Below are 23,395 nucleotides of genomic sequence, written 5' to 3'. Positions count from 1 at the left end.
ACATTTGTTTAGAATGGTTTAAAAACGACAAGCCTTCATTTTCGAAGATGCTGAGGTCTGTCGCTTAGTTGATAGTTTAGATTATTGATGTAAACCGCTCATTTGGTTATCCTGGTTCCGACACCAGGGTAACCTTCTTTAAGGGTTTTAATAGTAAAGTTTAGTTCATTACCATTACCCTCCTTCCCTCAATATCAAAATTAACGGCTTTAGTTCTTTCCAACATGCTCAATACATCACTAATGTTGGAGGTTCTTGAAATGGTGCCGGTAAAACCTTCTTCCGTAGGTGTTCCTTTATAAACTACTTCTATATTATACCAACGTGCAATTTGTTCCATTACATGCTGTATTTTTTCATCATTGAAACGGAAATAGCCATTTTTCCAGGAAATGGCTTCTTCAGGATCAACCGTTTTTACATGAAGCTGATTGTTAGTCAGGTTTGCCTGTTGTCCGGGACTTAACAGGACCTCCTGGCCACTTCCCACAACTTTCACACTTCCTTCCAATAAGGTTGTTTTAACGGAGCGGTTAGTCTTGTAACTATTCACATTGAAATGTGTTCCTAAAACTTCAACTGTTTGTCCGTCCGACTTTACAATAAATGGACGTAACTTATCCTTCGTTACCTCGAAATATGCTTCCCCCTGCAATGTTACGGTTCTCGTTTTTGCAACAAAAGCAGCCGGAAATGTCAAACTACTTTCTGCATTCAACATCACCAGTGTACCATCAGGTAAAGTAACATTATACATACCACCTCTTGGTGTGCTTGCAGTCATTACCGATGCCAGTTCAACATGATCTTTCTTCGTACTTTCCACACCAGTACCATCTGTATATAACAGATCTCCTCCTTTTATAATTACACCATTTTTTGCATCATTAAGGTTGATCGTTTTACCATTTGCCAGGGTTATGATAGCTGTATTTTTACCAGGTGGAATATCCTGTGTCAAAGAAATTTTGTCTTTTATACCAATGTGCCTGGTATGGTAAAAATATAACCCGGTGCCAAAAACAAATAATAAGGCCGCTACGCTCGCTATACGTAACCATATTTTAGTATTTCGAGTACCTTGTAAATGACGGTTTAAGGCATCTAACCCTAAATCGTGCTCTTGTTGTAAATCTTCAGGACTTAATGTTTCCCCGGTTTTATATTTTAAGTACCAGCTTTCCAGCAATACCTTTTCTTCAGGCCCTGCTTTCCCCTGATTGTATTTATCTATTAATATATTGGCGCTTTTGAATCTCATGTTTAATTTAAGCAGAATCTTCCGCTATAAACATAAGACACGGCAGAACCCATGATATACCAGATGAGGTTGAAATAAATTTAAAATAATAAGAATATCAGGTTAGCACCTAGCTTTATGCGCAAGATTTTTAAAGCATTATGCACCTGATTACGAACTGTATTTGGCGATAAATTTAATGCAGCTGCAATTTCATTGTGACTCATTTCCGAGTTACGGCTCATTTCAAACACGAGTCGCATTTGATCAGGTAACGCCGCTACTTCCTGTTCAATCAATAAACTCAATTCTTTTTCCCTAACCTGATCGTCAATGATATTTTCTCCCTCCTTTATAAACTCCTGTAAGGATGCTGCAAAATTATCTCTTACTTTTTGATTCCGATACTGATTTAGGATCCGGTTACGTACGGATGCATATAAATAAGAAGATAGACTTGTAGTAAAATTAAGTTTTTGATGGTTGGTCCAAAGGTAAACAAACAATTCCTGGATAATATCCCTTACCTCTTCTCTGTCGGGCAGACGTCGGTAAGCATGGCTATACAACACTCCCTGATATCTTTTATAGATCTCTGTTAGTGCCGATCGTTCGCCTCTTTTTAACAAGACAATAAGCTCCTGATCAGAATATGAATTATATACAACCTTTGCATTCATCCCTAAGTAAAGGTATATAAATAAAATAAAAAAGCGGAAGGAGGTTTCCCCCCTTCCGCTTCACATCATTATATCATTATTATTTCCAGTCTGGATTTTGTTCCATCTTGGTAATGTCTATTTCCAGTTGTGGAATTGGCATATACCACATTTTCTGATGAAAAGGCCTGTTTTCTGCAGTAACCAAATTGTAACTTGATCCTGCTGCGTCAGCCCACACAATTCCTTTAATGTCACCTCCAAAGGTTGATTTCCATCTTCTGTCGTCAAAAAAGCGATGTTCTTCAAAGGCAAGTTCCACTTTTCTTTCGTGTCTGATGGCCAATCGCATTTGCTCTTTGGATAGCCCGGCAGTAAGATCAGGTAGTCCGGCTCTGTTCCTGATCAGGTTAATATAAGTGTAGATGAGGGGATCAGCTGTTGGAGTTGTATTGGCTTCATTGCTTGCCTCGGCATAGTTAAGGTAAAACTCGCCCAACCTAAACCATATGCTCATCATTTGTCTGCCCGGTCCCGAGGCAAGACTAACAGTTTCGTCACAATATTTCCGCAGATAATAACCTGTTTTTGTATTGTTATTGCCACCGTTTATTGCATCCCTGCCACCTGCATAGGTTTGGACGGCAAGACTTCTCACTACGCTCCCGTTGTACCATACAGTAGCATAAAAACGCGGCTCCCTATTCAGATACGGTTTTGCCGGATCATAACCGGACGTAGGATCAGAAATACTCTTTCCATTGGCCATTTGATATTCATCTACTATGTTCTGAGTTGGCGTTACATTTCCCCAGCCATTACTGCCTATAGGATAGTAAAGCTGCTCATAGCTTTTGCCGTTTCCAAGGTTAATAAACCAGATGACCTCCTGATTGGCAAAAAGATTAAATATTGCCTTATAGTTTTCAGCTTTGTCAGGATTTACATCATATAGAGAAAACTGTTTTAGGTCAATAAGGTCTTTCGCTGCTTTGGCTGCGGCCTGCCATTTACCGGTATTGTCTGCACTGTTAAGGGGGCTTGCCGCATATAGCAAAAGTCTTGATTTTAAGGCCATACACATCGCCTTGTTCGCCCTTCCCAATTGATTTACGGGATAGGTCGACAATAGCAAAGGGATCGCATCATCAAGATCTTTCTGAATAAATGCGACGCATTCATCATAACTGTTTCTTGACATTTTGAATTCCTGGTCTACCGCCAGCCGTTTGGAGACGATTGGAAACCGGCCGAACACTTTCAAAATATCGAAATAATAAAAGGCACGTAAAAACAATGCTTCGCCCTTTAGCCTTTTCCGGGTATCCTCATCATCAGGATTAACTGCAGGTACACCGGGAAGCTTTTCCAGAAGTATGTTCACCTTTCTGATATTCCGATAGGAATTAGCCCATATATTACCGATAAAAGATGTGATGTTTGTAGGACCATACCCGCCTCCATTAAAAGTTCTGCCATTTTGCCAGAAAGTTGGCGCACCTTCATCACTCAGGCAATCTAAAGGAGTATTTCCGTCGCCGGTTCTGGTAAATGTACTTGGAAGTCCTGTATAAATGTTATTTGTGAAATTCTCTGTTTGGATCATCGTACTGAATGCCTGAGCTTCAGTAATATTTTCGTTTGGTGCCAGGTTTAAAAAATCCTTATTACATGAATAGAAGCCTGTGCAAGTAAGTAATATAAGCGATATGATTAAATTTTTCTTCATGATTCTATTTATTAAGTTCTAGAAATCGAGGTTTAAGCCAAAATTGTATACTTTTTGCTGAGGATAGGTCGTACCAATACTTCCATTACCATATTCAGGATCCACTAGCTTAATTTTCGACCAGGTAACCAGGTTTTGGCCATTCGCGAATATTCTCACTTTTTTAAGACCAACTCTGCTCAGCAGGCTTTGAGAAAATGAATAACCAATTTCAGCATTCTTTAGACGTACATAATTTCCATTCTGCTGCGTGAAGGTAGACAGTCTGGTATTGTTGGCGTTTACCCCGATGTCGATCCTCGGATAAGTAGCAGTTGCTGCATTTTCAGGAGTCCAGCTGTTTAGGTGGTCTTTGAGTGCCGTACCCTGCCTGTCAAAAGGGACATAGCCAAACTGATCAAAATAAACGCTTGAGTTGGCCGACCCCTGAAAAAGCACACTTAGATCGAAATTCTTAAAGCCAAAGTCAAAGGTCATTCCATATTGCATTTCAGGAATAGTAGAATATCCTATTGCTACACGGTCAAAATCGTTGACTATCCCGTCGCCATTGTAATCCTGGTATCTTAAATCTCCGGGAATGACTTTACTGGAATAAGCTTGTGTCGGGTTACCCGTGATTTCCTGTACATTTCCAAAAAAGCCCTGAGATATCAATCCCAACGGTTGTCCCACTCGTTTCCCTTTACCTGATTGATAAGCGAACAAGGGTGTTGCCTCGTTATTGTCGATTACTTCACTTCGGTTAAAACCAATATTTCCTTTTATGTTTACAAATAAACTATTGAAGTTTTTGCGGACTCCCAGTTCGGCTTCAAAGCCCTGATTTTTTACCTGTCCTTTATTGATTGGTGGAAAATTCGGCAAGCCCGCCAATTGAGGAACTAAAGAATTTACAAGAATTTGCTTTCTGTCCTCGCGATACAGATCTACATTGAAGGTAATAAGGTTGTTGAAAAATTTACTTTCAAAGGCGATATTTTTCTTATACCCACGTTCCCAGGTAATGTTTTCATTGCCCAAAAAAGATTCTGCCAGACCTGGAGTTCCAGCGGGAGGATTTCCAAACGAACCGCCCCCTGCATCCGCATAAAAGCTATTGAACAGGAAACGGCTGCCACCGATCTGGTCATTTCCAACAACCCCGAAAGAGGCCCTTAATTTCAGGAACGAAAGAAATTCAGCATTCTCTTTGAAAAACGTTTCCTCAGTTGCTATCCATCCAATCGCTCCTGCCGGAAAAAACCCAAAGCGTTTGCCTGGAGCAAAGTTTTCGGAACCGTTATATGCATAAGTTGCCTCAGCAAAATATTTGTTTTTAAAGTTATAGGTTGTTCTTCCTGATAGTCCCTGTAAAGCAGCGGGAATGTCTATATTGTTGTAAGATTTTTGCTGAGTATAGATTGCAGAACTTGTTATAGAATGATCGCCAAAGGCTCTGTCATATGCGATGGTCGCTCTATAGGTTGCAAACCGGCTTAGTCCATAAGCACCACTTACAGCACCAAGTTTAGATCCTGTTCTGGTCCTGGTATAAGTCTTATTGGCGTTGTATTGGAAAGCATCATAGCCTTTCGACCTTGTCTGATCCTGGAAGTAGTTGGCGTCATATGACAACGAAGCTGTTGCAGTCAGGCCCTTGGTCAGCACATCCAGTTTCTGTGTGATGGCAAATGTACCCTGCGAACGACCGGTGTATGATACAACATACCCATTGTCCGAAAGTTCCGCAACCGGGTTGTTCGTAAGTGAAACTGCAGAGCCCCATGTCCCGTCTGGATTCTTAATAGGATATATATTTGGTGCAAAACGGACTACAGCAAAAAATGGCTCGTTCTCATACCGGGGTCTGTTCACTGATCCGAAGCTACCAGATAAATCTAATCTTAAAAGTGTGGTTTTTGTAACATCAACATCAACGTTGCCACGGAAATTATATCTTTTAAAAACCTGATCGGAAGGATAAGGGGTTTCAAAATGATTGTAAATCCCTGCCTGAGATAAATAACCTGCAGAAACAAAAAACCTTGCAAAATTAGATCCACCGGTCACAGTAAGATTTTGCCGGGTCATCACTGATGATTTTTTCAATAGAATTTTGGCAAAATCATTATCAGGATATAAATATGGATCTGAATGTGTCCTGTATCCTTCTAGTTGGGCATCGCTGTATGTCAGTGGAGTTCCATTATTCTTGTTTGCCTGATTGAACAATGTCGCATATTCATAAGAATTTACCACTTCTGGAATCCTTGTAGGGGCTTGTATGCCGTACTGGGAAGTAAAACTGATTGAAGGAGCCCTTGCTGCTGAACCTCTTCTACTGGTGATCAGTACTACGCCATTTGCACCCCTGATCCCATAAATCGCTGTTGCAGTTGCATCTTTCAGTATGCTTACACTTTCCACATCACTTGGTTCTATGTCTGATAAAGTACGGCCTTCTACACCGTCTACAACTACCATCGGACTGGTGCCGTTCAAAGTGGCTACTCCCCTTATCAATAAGGTTGCGCCATCACTTCCTTGTCTTCCGTTTCTTTGAATAGCAATTAGTCCGGGTAGCCTCCCGGCCAAAGCGTTGCTCAGATTGGCTACCGGGCTTTGCCTTAGTTCCTTGGTTGATACCGAAGCAATTGAACCAATCACACTCGCCTTTTTCTGAACACCTTGTCCAACCATTACAACCTCGTCTAAACCTTTACTATCTTCTATTAACGTAACTTTTAAATCTGCATCCTTGCTTACTGTTACCCTTTGCGTAATATAGCCGACAACAGATATAACAAGTACATCGTTGAGCTTAACATTCTTAATAGAGAACTTGCCGTTATGGTCGGTCGCTGCGCCGTTATTGGAATTTTCCAGCTTCACATTTACACCTGCAATGGGATTGCCATTTTGGTCTATGATTTGGCCTGTTAACGTAAAATCGGCAATTTCACTAAGCTTTTCCGATTTCTTCTCCAATATGGTGATGGTATTATTGCGTAGCTTGTAAGATAAGGGCTTGCCTTCAAAGGCGAGATTTAAGACCTGCTCAACTGATGCATTCTTTACCTGCACAGTGATCCCACTAAACTTTTTTAAAAGCTCGTCGTTATACAGAAACTCATAATTTGTTTGTCTTTCGACTTCAGTAATAATTCCTTTTAGAGATGTATTTTTTAGCGATAAGGTGATTTGTTGTGCTTTGATATGGGCTTGTACTCCGATGGTAAACATAACAATCATCATTGCCGTTAACTTCATGATTCTGATACTTTGAATAAATAATGGACAAAGCGATTTTCTTTCATGTTCTTTGACATAAAATATATATTTCATACTTTAGTAATGTTTGGTTAAAATTTGGTTAAGTGCTATACGTAATACAAATCAAGCCTGACAAAACCGGAAGTAGTGGATTACCTCCGGTTTATTTTTTCCAGGCTGGGTATTCATGTGTTGATGTAAATTTTATCTTATCATAGGCAGATTTAATTAGTTAATCAATTATTCATTATCAACTGTGAGCGTATTTCCAATCCATTTAAATCTCAGTCCCGTGATATCTGTAAGTGAACTCAGCACATCTTCTAATTTCTCGGACCTGGATATCTTACCACTATAGTGTAATTCGGAGGCTGCATTCTCCGTATATTTTACTTCAACATTATACCACCTGGAAAGCTCCTTCAAAATGGTTTCGATTCCATCTTCTTTAAACTGGAAATATCCGTTTTTCCAGGCGATTGCCTTTTGAAGATCAGCACTACTTATGGTAATCTTTCCATTTTCAGAAACCGCTTGTTGTCCGGGTTTAAGCATACTTACAGCCTGCTCATTAGTCACTTTTACGGAGCCTTCGAGTAATGTTGTCGATATTATACCGTTATGGAATGCGTTTACATTAAACTTTGTCCCAAGCACTGTTATTTCGGTCCCGTTTACGTTCACCTTAAAAGGCCTTGATGTGTTACGTGAAACTTCAAAATAAGCTTCGCCCTTTAAGGAGACCACTCGATCCATACGTGTACCAAAGGATACCGGAAACGTCAGTTCCGAAAGGTTATTTAACCACACCACAGTGCCATCAGATAGATTGACGCGATAAGTTTTCCCTGCCGGTACATTTAAGATATTGCGTGCGGTTAAATTATCAGGGCCATTGCTATTATAAGTAATGGTGTTTTGCTTTACTTTAATTGATGTACCATCATTTTCCCTTATAGTTTCAGCATCTTTTTCCAGGTAAATTTTCTGCCCATCAGACAAGGTCAGGGTCATTTTGTTGGTTTGATGATTAGGTGCCAATGCCGTTTTATGCAATGGCTGTGTATTAACCGGATTAGAATTATAATACCACACAACACCGATACCTAGCAGAAGAAAAATTGCTGCATATTTTAATAAAGGTTTTAAGGAATGTAATTTGTGTGGCGCAGGTATTGTCTTACTTTTTACTTTTATCAAGGCAACATCTACATTAAGATTATCTAGAAAATTTAGCCTTTTACTTAAATCAGCTGTATCTTTATAAACATCTAATAGATGCTGTACATGCGAATCTGATGCAAGTAGCTCCTGAAACCCGGATTCCTCCTGATCAGTTAATTTCTTATTTAAATGGCCCTCTATTAATCTGGCGATTTCATACGGGTACAGGTCGTTCATCAGCTATTGGTTTGGGTGTAAAGAACCTTAATTGATCTATAAGGATGTAAGAAAAATAAAAAAATAATTAAAGTGCTGATATTCAGTGAGAAAAATCAATTAAGTAAAAATGGCAGCAGTAATCCAAGCGCTTCCGGCTTCAATTTAGTACGGAGGATATCCAGTGCCCTTTTCTTCTGACTTTTAACAGTATGAATGCTGATGTTCAGGAGATCCGCAATTTCCTGATTTGATAGCTCATCGAAATATCCGAGTTTGAATACTTCCGCGCAGCCCTGCGGCAAGGTTTTGAGTGTTCTGTGGATTTCACCGATGATTTCAGCGTGAATAATGGCATCCAGTGTATAGGCTCCATCCGGTTCTTCTACCTTCAGCGTTTCCTGATATTTGCGTATCACCTTGTTACGTCGGTGTTTTTTCAGACAGGCATATTTTACGGAAGTGTAGAGGTAATTTTTTATCGCTATAGGGTGCGATGAGATTTCAGCCTTTTGCTGATGAAAGGTGATGAAAGCATCCTGCACAACATCTTCTACCTCATTTATATCATCATTTAGCATTCGGCCCGCAAAATCGCATAACCGAGGATAATAAAGCTTAAACACCTCATCAAATGGCATTAACAATTCATCATCACCTGGCAACATTTCCGTCATAGCGAACTTTATTCTGTTTATTAGATCTTTATTTGATATATACTGTGTTCTAACAAACATAATATAAATTTATCAAAAATTAGTTAACAGAACTTCATGGCTTTACCGAACCTCCTGACATAAAAAACCTCTTTCTTATCGTTTTTACACCCCATTCATTTCTCAGTTAAGCAGTACATTTGAATAGTAACAAAAGATAAAAAATTATGGCAACTATCAATCCAGACTCCCCCCTAGGGTTCGTATTTTGGTATTTTTAGAGACAAATATGGTATTGAATGGATGGGGAAATTTGCCCCTATTGAATTGCCTGTATAAACCTTTTCATCTCCTTCATAGTACCTACTGTAATCCGGGTCCATTTTCCCTGTTCTTCGTATATTCTTGTGCCTTGAATATTGTTGTCTGTTAATTTTTGAAAATAATCCTGCTTAAAGTTAGCTAACGAAAAATAAATGAAGTTTGTACTTGAAGGGATATAGTCAAGGTTTAGTTTTTTAAGCTCATCAGCGGTGTACTTTTTCGCATTTTCGTTTAGCGCATAACACTCAGATACAAATTTATCGTCTTTTAATGCCGCCATTGCTGCTAACTTTGATAAAATACCGACACTAATGGTGGCAGAAGATTGTAAATTACCAAGCTTCTTAATCATTGTTTGGTGAGCAACCGCATAACCTATCCTCGCTCCTGCCAGTCCGTAAATTTTCGAAAATGTTTTGGCTACAACCAGGTTCGGATGCTCATTAATCAATGGTATTACTGATTGTTGTTGCGTAAATTCCAAATAAGCTTCATCAACCAAAATAAGCGCTTCTGAAGGCACCTCTGCGATAAACTTCAGCAGTAAATCTCTTTCACAAACAGTACCTGTCGGATTATTGGGATTACAGATATAAACCAGCTTTGTAGCCGGACTTATTTTGTTTTGCATTGCATTCAAATCAATTTTCTTATCGGCACTTAACGGAACTTTGATTTTTGTTAAACCTAAGTTATCCAATACCACTGTCCAATAATCGAAGCTCGGATCTGCGATAACATACTCACCTTTTTCTAACCCTACGTATCTTGCCACCAAATCCAAAATTTCAGTTGAACCTGCCCCCAACAAAATATTTTCGTCATTTACATTGTTCTTCTTTGAAATTGCAGAAATCAGTTGAGGCGAAACTTCCCAGTTATATCTATTACTGATTTTCAAGTTGTCCGAAAATGCTTTTAACGATAATGGCGAAGGCCCGTAAGGGTTTTCGTTTGAACGTAATAAAATGAGGGGATTATCCTCCAGGGCATCTTCCATAACCTCCGGCATTGCAACTGAGCCAAAGGTTTTAAAGCTTGATAAACCCAGGCCTGCAATCCCTAAACCAAGTTGTTTTAGCCAAAATCTTCTGTTTGTTGACATAATTTTGTGATTATATAGGTTTCTTTTAGATCAAAAACTATATGTGATGTTACAATACACAATACCTGGCAGATCCCTGGTACAAATCCATCGATAAAATATTAAGATTTAAAGTCTCTTATTTTTCCGCACAAAATACAACAGCACTTGAGTCGATCACAACATTTCCATCTGTAAATTTTCGGCTCATCGCCTCATACACCTCTACTTTTATTTTATCCTTTATTGCAGTATCGGCATTACTAAGCGCTGCAACAACCGGAGCAGCAACCTCATTCATAAGGTTCCAATAAACATCCGCTGTATGGCAATTCATTTTTCCTGCAACATCTTTTTTCACAATATTTGTCAAACCTGCCGTTCTAAATATATCGGACATCAAATCACTATTGGCACAGCGAAACATTCCAGGTGCTCCGGGTGGCACAGCTGGTAAATCAATATTTCTACTTATAGTTCCCATAATTGCTGTAACCCAAAAGTTTTTTTCAGGTACATCCCATACTGATGTCACAATCTTTCCTCCGGGCTTCAGTACACGCGCCATTTCTTTAGCTGCCAAAAGCATATCAGGAAAGAACATGAAGCCAAACCGACAACTTACAGCATTAAATGTATTGTCTTCAAAAGGTAGATCGCAAACATCACAAACAAGCGTTTCAATGTTGCTAATCCCTCTATCTGCCGCATTTTCAGCAGCTATTTTCAACATATCTTCTGAGAGATCAGTGAGTATAACTTTGCCGCCATCCAGAAGAGCAGCTATGGTTAACCCGGGTTCACCGGTTCCCGAGGCGATATCCAAAACCATATCATTTCCCCCTGGATTAAGGAGTCTGATCATCTCATCGCCTACAGGCTTTAAAAAATCCATCATCAGCTCATCCCATTTCTTCCATCCAGATGAAAACCTGTTCCATACTTCCTTTTGCTGATCACGTATTAATTCGAGTTCCTGTTTCATGATTTCAAATGTTTTAATCATTATTGAACACCCTCAATAATGATTAAAACATTCTATGGCGTTACTTGTTTATTTTTTAATAAAAAAGACCAGACAACTCAGCATCCTCCGTCGTAATTAACCCCATTCCGTCAGATTTCTACACGCCGCTGATACTGCTTTCCATCGATCTCAAATACATACCTGATATATGGCCGGTATACATTCCTGATCATACTGGTATGCCTATGTTGTATACTGGGTGAAATAATTGTAGCCTGATAATCGCCAATAACTACTTCTCTGGCATGAGACATCACCTCAAAAGAAATCAACCGAACAGGAACCGAATATCCATTCTCTATCAGACCAGCAAGGTCTGCCGACACATACCCATTGACCGTAACCTTAGCGCTTGCTGTCACCTGAATAAATACCAGATCCTCCGGATTCAGCACCACCACCTGGCAAGCGGTCTGTACCCTTGGATTAGCAGCAGAAACCGCCCAGATAATAGCCGTTCCTTTTCCCCTGGCCATAATCCCGCCCCGCTGATCCACGGTAGCCACACTGGTATTGGAAGAATTCCATTTCAATGATTTATCTTTCGCCTGATCAGGCAGCACTGTTGCCGCCAGCAAATGCTCCTGACCTACAACTAAAGACAAATCAGTCTTCGATAATAAGATCCTTTGCACTTGCACAGGTTTCACCGTCATCCGACAACTTGCACTCTTCTGTCCATCAACAGTACTGACCCGGATCGTTGTTGTCCCCTCCTTTACTCCCAGTACAATCCCCTGATCCACAAGGGCAACCTGTGGATCTTCTGAAGTCCATACTAACCGCCGATCAGTTGCATTTTCCGGTAAAACCCGGGCGAGCAACCGTATTCCCGCCCCAATTGTTACCGTCGTTTGCTGAAAATCTAATGAAACCGATTCAACCGCTAACGGATCTACCTGAAATGTCAAAGATCCTTTTACAGCCGTTCCCTTAATAGTGGCTGTAACTTCCGCCAGCCCCGCACCAACAGCCAGAACTTTACCATCAGACACCCTGCAAACAGTTTCATCCGAACTCGACCATTCGATTTCAACCTGATCCGGACCACTTAGCTCCTGAGGTTCAATCTCATAAATAATCTGAGTTTCCTCCCCAACTGTTAGCGACGTTTTTTCAGCCTGCAGGCGCAGCGATTGTGGCAAAACCGGAAGCACCCTGATTTTTATCCTGGCAGTTAAGCCCAATCCTTTAGCAGTCGCAGTTACTTCTGTTTCTCCGGGCTTTAGCCCATGCACCATACCATTTTCTACCCTTGCCACACTGCCATCAGCCACAGACCACTCATACCCGGGTGCTTTCACATCAGCTGGTAAATGAAATACCTTCAGCTCCGCTGCATCTCCCAGGTTTAGGGTTATCACTTCTTGCTTAAACAGGATCTGAGTCACCCTATGCGGTCGGGGAACATCCCTGTTCTTACTACAGCCTTGCAGCATTATTAATAAAAAAAGTATCTGCCCGTACCTTAAAATAGTAAAAAGATACCTGGATGTTAAAATAGTTCTCATTTACCTTGTGCTTTATTTCTGAGGCTCTGTTGACTTTACGTAGTATTGTACTTCTCCATCACCTATTGGAACTACAAGCGTCTGTTTGTCATTCACCACCTGAATAGTCCAATTGTTCAGGTTCGTTTTTTTCGCGGGAGAAAGTTCAGCAGACGTATATTGTTTTGTTTCCCCAAATCCTGGAGGGTTGCTGGACCCGCAGGTATTAAAAGACCTGTAGTGACCATTGGCATAGTATACTTCAAACTTTCGGGCTTCAATATCGATCTTTACCGTCCCTTGCTTATAACCCAACACCTGGGTCCGGCAATAGGTAGAAGTACTGGTATAATAAAAATACTCCTTTACACGGCCGTCCTTATATAACATATACCCTACAGCGATCTCATTGGCCGGTCCCTGGTAACTGCCATTATATCCCCAAAAGTTGCTGATCGAGCTCACTCCTGCTATCCAGTAGCCTACAAGTTCATCGGGCACCGCAGATCTGGGATTATTCCCATACCCTTCTTCAATATCTGCCGACACAGTCTCGGTTTCTTTACAACCGTATGCCGTGCCGGTCAAAATCGCTATGGATAATAAAAGAACTGGTAAAAATAAGCGGACTGGTCCGCTATAGGTTTTTGTTTTGTTCGTTTTCATTTGTTTAATGTTAAAGTTGAATAAATATGTTTCTGATGATTAAGGGATATATACCCTGGCTTTGAACCGGCCGGTAATACTGGCGGTATTTATTAGCAGAGGTCCGATTCCGGCATTAGGTACCGTAAAATTGCCCTCCACCCATTTGTTGTCCATTTTAGTAATGTTGATACTGCCACCACTAGGCAATAACTCTTTTTGCAAAGGATCCACATAGGCACTGGTATATCCTCCATTACCGATCAGAAAGTGGAACTTGTTTCCTGTAGGAGTCAGATCATAAGCATAGGTGCCTACGCCACCATTCCAGGTCAGCAGAAACTGGCCGCCACCTTCATCTTCAGGATTAGACAAAAGATACCTTTGACCGGATTTTACAGCAGGTGTAACTGGAAATTTCCCATTGCTGACATTTAACTCCGCCCAGCCGTCGCCCATAATCTCAATATTGGACAATAACATAAATGTGCCAGTAACCGGCGCATTCAGTGTCAGACTTACCGTCGCATTGGTAAAGCCGTTCACCGATGAAGGTGCCTGGTAAGTCACTGCATTTCCGTTTGAACTGATGATATTCCCCGGTCCGTTTAAATTCCAGGATTTAATATATTTTGAAGGCAGTGGTACAGGTGTTCCTACCGGATAACCAGGTTCAACTCCACCATCGCCGGTTAGCGGTACCAGTAAATCCTCGTATTTCGACTGGGTATAAATCAGCGCCTTAACCACCTGCTTATCTCCCGGTTCCAGACTGGCCTGAATTGGAGAAAGCGACACCCGGTTCATCATCGACCAATCACTGAAATGTGTAGTTTTAAATGTAACCGTTCCTCCCTGAATATCATGACTGCTGGCTCCTACAAACTTCCAGACCCCACTTTCCATCTGGTAGGCAAATCCGAAGGTCTCCATCATCGCCACCGAATCGGCTTCCATAGAAAATGCGTAAGTCAGAGAAACCGGTTTTTCAAACTGTACATCATGCGGGGTAAGCCTAAAGGATTTTCCTGCGCCCGCAATATTCGTTCTCGTAATGGGCTCAATACCGATAGTCGTTTCCGCTTTCAAAGCCCCCGCTGGAATATTGATGCTCAGGCCACATTCCGAAGAGACGAGTACTCCGCCAGCGGGCCCTATACTTCTGCTCACCACCGCTCCATTTGATACTCCCTTAGGCCTAACCAGGCCCACAACTGAGGTACTTTCCTCATCAACAGTTTTTACTTTATCCTTTTTACAGGCGAGTATGCTCATCGCACACAACACACCCATCAGGTATACATTTAACTTTCTCATCGTATATTTTTTTATAATGCTTTAATAAATAATCTAAGGTCAAAATTACCGGGAGAGCCCCAGGAGGTAAATAAGCGACATCAATCATATTTATGGGTATTACTACCCATTTTCAATGTCTTTATCTTATTTATAGTTGAACATGTTTCAAAGGCGCATCATCGGTGTATTCATTCTGCTTAACGTAAGCCTGTATGTTGCGGCGAAAGAGATCGTACTGGATAACACAGAAGCATTAGATTTTTGCCTATATTTCAGTCGCTTTATTTTTTAAATTTGATTATGGCTAAATTCTCATCTTGTTGCGGCATCATACTATTCCTGATCAGTCAAGTAACCCTGTCGGGATTTGCGCAAAATAAACATACGTTTACCTCGGGGCTGCTTTTGAAGGTCGGTACCAGTTACACCAGAGAAGCATTGTATGTAGATCCAGTAGCCTATTCCCTGTATACAAATACGCTGTCGACTCCGGTAGAAGGAGCTACATTTGGTAAAGACAAAGAGGGAAACGAGATCAAATGGACAAAGATAACGGTCGATACTCCGGGTCGTTTTAGAGGACGAGGAGCCTCAGGCAACTATGTTTATTACGAATATAACGCGGCTGAAGCCCGGTCTGCAGTATTAAATATTACAGGTAATGCAACCGTTTTTGTGAATGGAGAACCGCACATGGGCGACCCTTATGCTTCGGGTTGGATGAATGTACCGATAAACCTTAAAAAAGGAAAGAATGAATTTTTAGTACGAGGATTTAGCAGAGAAGTCAGTCTTACCTTTCCCGCAACACCTGTTTTTATGGACATCCGCGACGCTACAGTTCCTGTTATCCCGGGGGGCAGAAACGATAAAAGTACCGAACTTAAGGCTGCAGTGGTAGTAGTTAATACGTCATCGGCAATATTAAAAAACCTTAAAATGCGGAGTAATTTGGGTGGTAAGGAAATAACAACAACTTTACCTCAAATTCCCTCATTCAGCACAAGAAAAATATATTTTAATTTTTCCCCGGAAAAATCAATACCCGAAGGTCAGAATGATTGCCAGCTATCACTTCTTGATGGGAATAAAATTATTGATCAGAAAACATTGAAGATAGAAAGTGCCCGGGCAGGTGATAAATACAGTAAAACATTTGTGAGCAACATCGACGGGAGTCTGCAGTATTATGCTGTAGCGCCACAAACTGGCGGCGAGCAAAAAAATGCAGCGTTATTCTTTTCTGTACATGGCGCAGGTGTGGAAGCAATTGGCCAGGCCCGTGCTTACGAGTCCAAAGATTGGGGCAGTATTGTAACGCCAACCAACCGTAGACCAAGGGGCTTCAACTGGGAAGACTGGGGAAGACTGGACGCATTGGAGGTATTGGACCTGGCCAAAAGGCAGTTACAACCTGATCCCCAGCGCATTTATCTTACAGGACACTCTATGGGTGGACACGGCACATGGTTTCTGGGTGCTACCTATCCTGATAAATGGGCGGCCATAGCCCCTTGTGCCGGATACCCGACACTAAAGGGCTATGGCTCGGCAGATGGCCTGATTCCCGACAACAGTACGTCTGAATTTGGGGAACTGTTATTGCGTACAAGTAACTGAGCGATGTTCCTAAACTAGCCAATAACTATAAAAAGTTAGGTGTATATATATTGCATGGCGACGCAGATGAAACGGTATCTGTAAAGTACGCCAGGCAAATGAGGTCGCAATTAGCAGGTTTTCATCCAGACATGAGCTATTACGAATATCCGGGGGGATCTCATTGGTATGGCAATCATAGCGTAGACTGGCAGCCAATTTTTGACTATTTCAAATGGCACAAAATCCCGTTATCGAAGGTTGTAGACTCAATTGATTTTACTACCGCCAGTCCGGGGATATCAGCATCCAGCTACTGGGCAAGTATTTACCAGCAGGTAGTACCGCTTAAATACAGTAACGTCGCTCTAAGCAGAAACCTAAATTCACGCAGCATAAGCGGGACACTACAAAATGTAGCCTTGCTAAAACTAAACCTATCAGATTTTGCGAAAGGCGAGACAATCAGTATCCGGCTAGACAGTCTTAATACCCTGAAATATACAGTTTCCAGTGGAGACAGCTTATTTCTGGAAAAGCAGGGAAATACCTGGGCTATTGCAAAGGCCCCTGATATGAAGGTAAAGGGTCCCCACCGCTACGGTACTTTTAAAGAGGGCTTCAATAAACACATGGTATACGTATATGGTACCGGAGGTTCAAAAGAAGAACAATCCTGGAGTATTGCCAAAGCTCGCTTTGATGCCGAAAGCTGGTACTATAGAGGTAACGGCGCCATAGATATCATTGCAGATAAAGACTATTCCAGGGAAAAGTACAGCGGTAGAAATGTAGTATTAATAGGCAATGCAGCAACCAATTCCGCATGGAAAACCTTACTGTCCGACTGTCCCGTTCAGGTCCATAAAAATACCGTGACGATAGGAAACAAAAAAATCACAGGTGATGATCTGGGAGCTTATTTCATCTGGCCAATAGCCGGCACTTCAGCAAATACGGTCTCGGTGATTTCAGGGAGTGGATTACCTGGTATGAACGCCGCAAATGCAAACCAATACTTCGCAGGCGGCAGCGGTTTTCCTGATATTATGGTTTTCAGACTTAAAATGCTTACGGATGGTGTTGACAAAGTAGAGTATGCCGGTTTTTACGACAACAACTGGAAAGTGAAATAATAAAACCCTGGCTCCCATTTTCTGTTTTCCAGTACTATGATCGGTTAAGATCCACTTTCGAATTCTTGTTAACAATCACTAAATTGGACCCTATGCAAAACAACCACATCAATTACATCGAGTTTCAGGCAAAAGACCTTGTTTTAATTAAAGAATTCTATTTTTCTGCCTTTGGCTGGTCTTTTACCGATTATGGACCCAACTATGTTGCATTTTCGGCATGCGGTTTAGATGGTGGGTTTTACAAAAGTGACGAGGAAATAAAAAATGGTGCCCTTGTTATCCTGTACCATGAAGATCTTTCTCTCGCTAAAACCAATGTTATCCAGGCCGGTGGAAAGCTGTCAAAAGATATTTTCAGCTTCCCGGGTGGAAAGAGATTTCAATTCTTTGACCCATCAGGAAATGAACTGGCAGTCTGGTCAGATCAATAAATACTCAAATTATCCATATGAATCCCCCTAACACATTGGGAGTTATTCTAAATCAAATGCTTTTTTTAGGATAAGTTTTTCGGTTGGTAAATTATCTTCTATACCAATAAAGTAGCTTTTGAAACCAAATTTTTCCAGCAGTCTTTTCGAGGCTGCATTATCAGGATCGATGATTCCGATGATGTCTACCTTTGAAAATAGTTCCTCAGCGAGCGACAATAATTGTGTACAAATCATACTGCCATACCCCTTGCCCCAATATACTTCCTTGAGGATATAGCCGATCTCTAGTTGGGAGCTATCCAGCATGTTCCACTCTAATTTGGCATCGCCTATAAATTCTCCGGCAGTGTTATAAACTTTGAAATAACCAATTCTAACATCTTTAGCGTTAATCTCAATCATGGAGTCGAATTTTTTTCGGGCCTCTTCTGGTGTTAGCCCCTTGCCTGTGATATACCGCATAACATTATCTTCTTTTACCAGTGGATAATAGGTTGAGAAGTCACTTGCTATGTATTTCGTTAATGAGATGGATTCAACAGTCATATAAATAGTATTTCAAACGACACGCAAAGGTAGGAAACAGTTCTTCCTTATATTGTAAAATTCCAAACAATCCGAAAACTTAAATAAACCTTTTTAAACCAGGGTTGTTTTTCTGTTGACACTAAAGCACATTGACATGGAAAGCAAATCAAATTATGGAACAGAAAATTACCATCAGCAAAGTCCACCATTTGATCCTGAAGAGCAAGACGATGAACAGGACGATGAAGATGACTTTCCTGCAAGAGAAGATCTGGAAGAGGATGACTTTGACCTCGACGATGACGATGACTTTGATTTGGAGGAAGAGTTCAAATAGGCATCCCAATCAGCTGTACTTGTATGGCACTGGTAGCTTATGCTATTCCCTATTTATCAAAACAACGGAGATATAATTTCGACAGTTCATTACTTTATTGGTCCACTTCACGGCAAAAATTGTCCATATCAAAAAGAAAGGTTCGTTATATTTTACTTTTTTAAAATACATTTGTACAATGTATAAAGCCTATCAAATCAAATGGTTTTTCATTTTGTCGGGTATATTGATTGTAGGCACGCCTCTACTTCGAAAAGAAGGCCTTAACGATGTACATTGGTGGGAATTTTTGGCTTATGCCTTCGATGTATTTTCCAAAATTTTCGTTTGTTGGATGATACATGGCTACTTCTTTTTACACAAGTTCCCATCAATCAACAATTACACTAAACACTTTTTAAGCAACCTGCTTGCTATAATATCTATTCTAGCGTTGACCTATGGCTTTTCCCTGTTTTTACCGGATAACCCATTGAATGGAAGATCTCCGGAATTCAGTACAATTTCTAACTTTAAGATACATTTCACAGGAGCGTTCTTTTTAACGTTAATCTGCTTTGTTGTTTTTTATAGTGTGCATACCAATTACGCTTTACAGAATTCCAAACTCGAGAACCAGATTCTGGAACAGGCTCATCTTCGTGCTCAATTAATTTCTTTACAACAGCAAATCAGTCCACATTTTCTTTTTAATTCTCTCAGTACACTCAAAACGATCGCAAAAGATCAACCAACCAAAAATTATATTATTCAATTAGCTGGCGTATATCGCTACGTGTTAAATTTTAACGAACATTACCTAACACCTCTTAAAGCGGAAATTAGTTTTATCAGGTCATACCTTTACATCATGAACGAAAGGTTTGAGGACGCGCTTAAGGTAGATATAAAGGTATCTGAAGAACATCTGGAGTTAAGAATTCCTCCCCTCTCGCTTCAGATCCTGATTGAAAATGCCATCAAACACAACACCATATCTCCTGAGCGTCCGCTGCACATTTCTATTATCACCGATGATACTCCGGCATTAACAGTTAGAAATAACTTTCAGCCAAAAAAAATGCTTGAGGAAGGTACGGGAACCGGACTTAAAAACATTATTGAACGTTATAAGTTGTTAGCGAATAAGACGATTAATATTTCAAATAATGCCGAAGAATTTTTGGTTACCATCCCATTGATTGTAAAATGAGAGTAATTATTATAGAGGACGAATCTAAAACTGCAAAAGAGCTAAAAGAGATGCTTCAGGAAATTGATCATGATATCAATGTTGAGGCTATCTTATTGTCAGTTTCCTCTGCTATAAAATGGTTTAAAGAGAATGATGCTCCGGAACTTATTTTTTCGGACATTCAATTGGGTGATGGGCTAAGCTTTGAGATTTTCAAGGAAGTGCAGATTGAGGCCCCGGTAATTTTTTGCACTGCATTTGACGAATATGCAATCAGGGCTTTTGAATCCAACAGCATAGATTATCTATTGAAACCTATTGAAGAGGATAAAGTACAGAAGAGCCTTGAAAAGTATATGCGACTTAAGGAGCACTTAATAAAAAGTAACCAACGCACAAGTAATCTGAATAAAGTACTTGCACAAATGGATACTGCCTTCAGGCAAAACATACTTGTTCATTATGGCGAGAAAATCTTGCCTATCCGTGTAGTGGATATTCATTTTGTGTATGCATCTAACAGGCTGGTATATGTGTATACCTCAGATGAAAAAAGTTACCCTGTTCAGCATACGCTCGAACAATTGGAAACAATACTAAATCCAGCACAGTTCTTTCGGGTGAATAGAAACTATATCATCAATCGCGAAATAATCCAAAATATTGAACACTATTTTAACCGTAAGCTTTACGTAAATACCAAAGGTGCAACTCCAGAAAAAGTCATTATCAGTAAAATCAAGGCCAAGCCTTTTTTAAAGTGGCTGGAGCAATAAAAATTTCAGGTTCCTAATTATATTAGAATCTGTCCATTTCATAATTCATTTTGCCCACTTCATTCTGAAATTCCCAAGTCGAGGCATCTTCAAATATATTTTTGTATCAATAAAAACAGGCATTTCTAAGTATTGGTCATGCCATAAAATATATTGAGACATGCCTATAAAAAAACACAAAATAATAATGTGGCTTGGTATTTTCCCTGTTGTGCTTCCAGGCAAACTTGATTGGACGTTAGAGGAATGCATGGAGTTACTTGAAGATTCCAGCAGCAAGCCTTCAGTTAAGAAAACGAAGAAAGTACAAGCAACTACAGCCAAGGTGTCACGAGCGAAGAAAATCAGGGACTGATCCCCTATCAAGCTGCACTCGATTACAGATTTCATTCAACTCGAATACTCCAATGAAAAACAGAATACTTTATAATACTATTATTTTCGCAGCGATAACATCCCAAAGTTATGCGCAAACATCCAGGGAGGATGCCATTAAAAGAATGACGGATTCATTAACAGCTGTTGCTTTGTCGGAGTATGCAATCAGATACCCGCAATTGAGACAAGGCTTTATAACAACTGATGTGATTGGCAACAGCACGGTAAAAGGAGAACTAAACGGAAATGGGCTTTATCAGGGAAAGACCAGTATAACCAGGGTCAGATCGAACTTTAGCATACCAATTTCACATTGGGGCAAAAATTTAATCACCGGAACTATATCTTACCAGCAAGAGCGCTTTCGGACTAATGAGATTAGAAGTTTTGATCCTCAATTCCCAAGCATCGACCAAAAATTAACCAAGACTACTGTAGGTTTTACTGCCACGTATAGCCGTTCTGATTCGATATTTAATAAAGTGATTATTTATTCGGGCGGTATATCAGGAGTAACAGATGAATTTTCTTCTATCAAAAGAGTCAATTATCTTGGTACAGTTAGTGTCCCGTTAAGCAGAACGCAATATTCCTCATTAACTGTGGGCTTAGTTGTGATTATTGACCCCTCAGCTGTTGCTCCCGTTGTCCCGATTATCAGCTACTGGCGAAAATACAAAGAATCGGAACTTGAACTGTTTTTAGACCTGCCATCAAGAATCGTTTTGAGAAAGCAATTGTCCAAAAGAAGCTGGACTTCATTTGGCAGTGAGTTAGGTAATAGTCTGTTATTTTTTAAATTTGATCAGCCTCAGATCCCACAAAACTCAATCTACACCTCTATAGAGGTCAGAACAGGTGCAACATTTGAATACCTGCTAACCAGGAAACTTATCTTTGGGGTAAACGGAGGTGTCCTAACCACAGCCTCGCCAAAGATGTTTGACCAAAATGATAAGCCAGCTGACTATTTTTATAAAAGCAAAAACAGTACAGCTCCGTTTATGAGTTTCTCGCTATCCTTTCTCCCTTTTTTAAAATTATAGAACTACAGAATAGAATTATAGGGATGGATTTGGCAATACTTTAAAAGCTTCCTTAACTTTACCTTAGCATCAAAGGTGGTGGAATAAAGCCTATAAAAATTAGTTTATGATACCTGATAAAAATGTTTTTTATAAAGTAGACATTGTCGTGATTGGAGCAGGACAAGCCGGTTTATCAGCAGCCTACAATTTAAAAAGAGAGGGAATAAAACCTGGAAAAGGTTTTGTTGTTTTAGATGATGAATTTAGTTCAGGTGGGGCCTGGCAACATCGATGGGATTCTCTAACACTAAGCAATGTAAATGGCATCAATGACTTACCCGGAATGGCCTTTTCCGATGCTGTCAATACTAAGGAAACAGAATTACAAGCAAATATTGCAATTCCCAAATACTATGAACAATATGAGAAGGTCTTTGGGCTTCCGATCATTCGTCCCATAAGAGTGACTGATGTTACTGAGCAAAACGGGCGATTTATCATCCGAACAAATGGAATTCAATTTAGTGCTCGCGGATTGATCAATGCTACCGGTACCTGGAAAACCCCACACTGCCCTAAATATCCCGGCTGGGAAAAATTCAAAGGGAAGCAACTGCACACTGGCGAGTACAAAAACGCTAAAGAATTTATCGGAAAGCATGTAATAGTTGTGGGTGGTGGCATTTCAGCTATTCAATTGCTCGGTGAAATTTCAGCATTAACCCAAACTACATGGGTAGCCCGTCGATCTCCTGATTTTAGAAATTATGAATTTTCACCAGAAATAGGACGTGAAGCTGTAGCTTTAGTAGAGAAAAGAGTAAGAGAAGGCCTGCCACCTGAATCAGTGGTTTCTGTAACAGGCTTGCCCATCACCCCCGCTATTAAAGAGATGTTGAATAAAGGAGTTTTAGATCGGAAACCTATGTTTAAAGAAATCATTGAAACAGGCGTTCGATGGGAAGATGGAACTACACTCGATGCTGATGTTATTTTTTGGAATACCGGTTTCCGTCATTCATTAAATCACCTGGCCCCCTTAAAGTTAATGAATGATAAAAATGGAATTGAAATGTCTGGAAAATTAGCCACACAAGTCGCTAAAGATCCACGTATCCACTTAACAGGCTACGGTCCATCAGCATCTACCATTGGCGCCAATCGTGCCGGTCGGGCTGCAGCAATAGAGTTGATTGAATTTCTTGAATTGTAAA

At 40.4% G+C, this 23,395-nt stretch carries 20 protein-coding genes; 8 read left to right on the top strand and 12 right to left on the bottom strand.

The features are described from left to right. Nucleotides 1-160 precede the first annotated feature (160 nt). The 11 genes from R2Q84_RS24715 to R2Q84_RS24665 all read right to left on the bottom strand — a co-directional run bounded on the left by R2Q84_RS24715 (nucleotide 161) and on the right by R2Q84_RS24665 (nucleotide 14,806). The gene (locus R2Q84_RS24715; protein WP_316819289.1) at nucleotides 161-1,261 is read right to left on the bottom strand and encodes a FecR family protein; all 1,101 of its coding nucleotides are present in this window, start codon (nucleotides 1,259-1,261) and stop codon (nucleotides 161-163) included. 80 nt (nucleotides 1,262-1,341) lie between these two features. Next, on the bottom strand, nucleotides 1,342-1,920 hold the full coding sequence (locus R2Q84_RS24710) for an RNA polymerase sigma-70 factor (RefSeq protein WP_316819288.1): 579 nt from the start codon (nucleotides 1,918-1,920) through the stop codon (nucleotides 1,342-1,344). 79 nt (nucleotides 1,921-1,999) lie between these two features. Next, nucleotides 2,000-3,628 carry a RagB/SusD family nutrient uptake outer membrane protein gene (locus R2Q84_RS24705; protein WP_316819287.1) on the bottom strand — a complete coding sequence of 543 codons (1,629 nt, stop codon included), beginning with the start codon at nucleotides 3,626-3,628 and terminating at the stop codon, nucleotides 2,000-2,002. Nucleotides 3,629-3,646: 18 nt separating this feature from the next. Next, nucleotides 3,647-6,955, bottom strand: a complete 3,309-nt coding sequence (locus tag R2Q84_RS24700; protein WP_316819286.1) for a TonB-dependent receptor — start codon at nucleotides 6,953-6,955, stop codon at nucleotides 3,647-3,649. Between the two features lie 168 nt (nucleotides 6,956-7,123). Beyond that, a complete protein-coding gene (locus tag R2Q84_RS24695) occupies nucleotides 7,124-8,284 on the bottom strand; it encodes a FecR family protein (protein ID WP_316819285.1) in 1,161 nt (386 codons plus the stop codon). A 95-nt stretch (nucleotides 8,285-8,379) separates the two neighbouring features. After that, nucleotides 8,380-8,940, bottom strand: a complete 561-nt coding sequence (locus tag R2Q84_RS24690; protein WP_316819284.1) for an RNA polymerase sigma-70 factor — start codon at nucleotides 8,938-8,940, stop codon at nucleotides 8,380-8,382. A 298-nt stretch (nucleotides 8,941-9,238) separates the two neighbouring features. Beyond that, on the bottom strand, nucleotides 9,239-10,348 hold the full coding sequence (gene hisC, locus R2Q84_RS24685; RefSeq protein ID WP_316819283.1) for a histidinol-phosphate transaminase: 1,110 nt from the start codon (nucleotides 10,346-10,348) through the stop codon (nucleotides 9,239-9,241). A 118-nt stretch (nucleotides 10,349-10,466) separates the two neighbouring features. Beyond that, entirely contained in the window at nucleotides 10,467-11,312 is an 846-nt protein-coding gene (locus R2Q84_RS24680; RefSeq protein WP_316819282.1) for a class I SAM-dependent methyltransferase, read from the bottom strand. Between the two features lie 131 nt (nucleotides 11,313-11,443). Further along, entirely contained in the window at nucleotides 11,444-12,865 is a 1,422-nt protein-coding gene (locus R2Q84_RS24675; RefSeq protein ID WP_316819281.1) for an Ig domain-containing protein, read from the bottom strand. Nucleotides 12,866-12,877: 12 nt separating this feature from the next. Beyond that, entirely contained in the window at nucleotides 12,878-13,510 is a 633-nt protein-coding gene (locus R2Q84_RS24670; protein ID WP_316819280.1) for a hypothetical protein, read from the bottom strand. A 39-nt stretch (nucleotides 13,511-13,549) separates the two neighbouring features. Next, entirely contained in the window at nucleotides 13,550-14,806 is a 1,257-nt protein-coding gene (locus tag R2Q84_RS24665) for a hypothetical protein (protein WP_316819279.1), read from the bottom strand. A 282-nt stretch (nucleotides 14,807-15,088) separates the two neighbouring features. Between R2Q84_RS24665 and R2Q84_RS24660 the strand changes: the two genes are divergently transcribed. The 3 genes from R2Q84_RS24660 to R2Q84_RS24650 all read left to right on the top strand — a co-directional run bounded on the left by R2Q84_RS24660 (nucleotide 15,089) and on the right by R2Q84_RS24650 (nucleotide 17,957). Further along, nucleotides 15,089-16,408: an alpha/beta hydrolase-fold protein gene (locus R2Q84_RS24660; RefSeq protein ID WP_316819278.1), complete on the top strand. Its 1,320-nt coding sequence runs from the start codon at nucleotides 15,089-15,091 to the stop codon at nucleotides 16,406-16,408. Between the two features lie 98 nt (nucleotides 16,409-16,506). Continuing rightward, nucleotides 16,507-17,523, top strand: coding sequence for a hypothetical protein (locus R2Q84_RS24655; protein ID WP_316819277.1), 1,017 nt, complete (start codon nucleotides 16,507-16,509; stop codon nucleotides 17,521-17,523). A 92-nt stretch (nucleotides 17,524-17,615) separates the two neighbouring features. Then, nucleotides 17,616-17,957 (top strand): VOC family protein, encoded by a 342-nt coding sequence (locus R2Q84_RS24650; RefSeq protein WP_316819276.1) that lies wholly within the window; start codon nucleotides 17,616-17,618, stop codon nucleotides 17,955-17,957. 42 nt (nucleotides 17,958-17,999) lie between these two features. Here R2Q84_RS24650 and R2Q84_RS24645 read toward each other — a convergent pair whose 3' ends face one another. Further along, a complete protein-coding gene (locus R2Q84_RS24645; RefSeq protein ID WP_316819275.1) occupies nucleotides 18,000-18,506 on the bottom strand; it encodes a GNAT family N-acetyltransferase in 507 nt (168 codons plus the stop codon). Nucleotides 18,507-18,642: 136 nt separating this feature from the next. Between R2Q84_RS24645 and R2Q84_RS24640 the strand changes: the two genes are divergently transcribed. The 5 genes from R2Q84_RS24640 (at nucleotide 18,643) to R2Q84_RS24620 (ending at nucleotide 23,394) form a co-directional block, all read left to right on the top strand. Further along, nucleotides 18,643-18,825, top strand: coding sequence for a hypothetical protein (locus R2Q84_RS24640; RefSeq protein WP_316819274.1), 183 nt, complete (start codon nucleotides 18,643-18,645; stop codon nucleotides 18,823-18,825). Between the two features lie 178 nt (nucleotides 18,826-19,003). Continuing rightward, nucleotides 19,004-20,017, top strand: coding sequence for a sensor histidine kinase (locus R2Q84_RS24635; RefSeq protein WP_316819273.1), 1,014 nt, complete (start codon nucleotides 19,004-19,006; stop codon nucleotides 20,015-20,017). Continuing rightward, nucleotides 20,014-20,775: a LytTR family DNA-binding domain-containing protein gene (locus R2Q84_RS24630; RefSeq protein WP_316819272.1), complete on the top strand. Its 762-nt coding sequence runs from the start codon at nucleotides 20,014-20,016 to the stop codon at nucleotides 20,773-20,775. The genes R2Q84_RS24635 and R2Q84_RS24630 overlap by 4 nt, the downstream gene beginning before the upstream one ends. Before the next feature lie 407 nt (nucleotides 20,776-21,182). Further along, nucleotides 21,183-22,199: a hypothetical protein gene (locus R2Q84_RS24625; RefSeq protein ID WP_316819271.1), complete on the top strand. Its 1,017-nt coding sequence runs from the start codon at nucleotides 21,183-21,185 to the stop codon at nucleotides 22,197-22,199. Between the two features lie 106 nt (nucleotides 22,200-22,305). Further along, nucleotides 22,306-23,394 (top strand): NAD(P)-binding domain-containing protein, encoded by a 1,089-nt coding sequence (locus tag R2Q84_RS24620; protein WP_316819270.1) that lies wholly within the window; start codon nucleotides 22,306-22,308, stop codon nucleotides 23,392-23,394. The last annotated feature ends 1 nt before the right edge of the window (nucleotide 23,395 follow it).

The sequence above is a fragment of the Pedobacter nyackensis genome, assembly GCF_032678475.1.
GTDB lineage: Bacteria > Bacteroidota > Bacteroidia > Sphingobacteriales > Sphingobacteriaceae > Pedobacter > Pedobacter nyackensis_A.
This window is presented reverse-complemented; position numbering and strand designations above follow the sequence as displayed.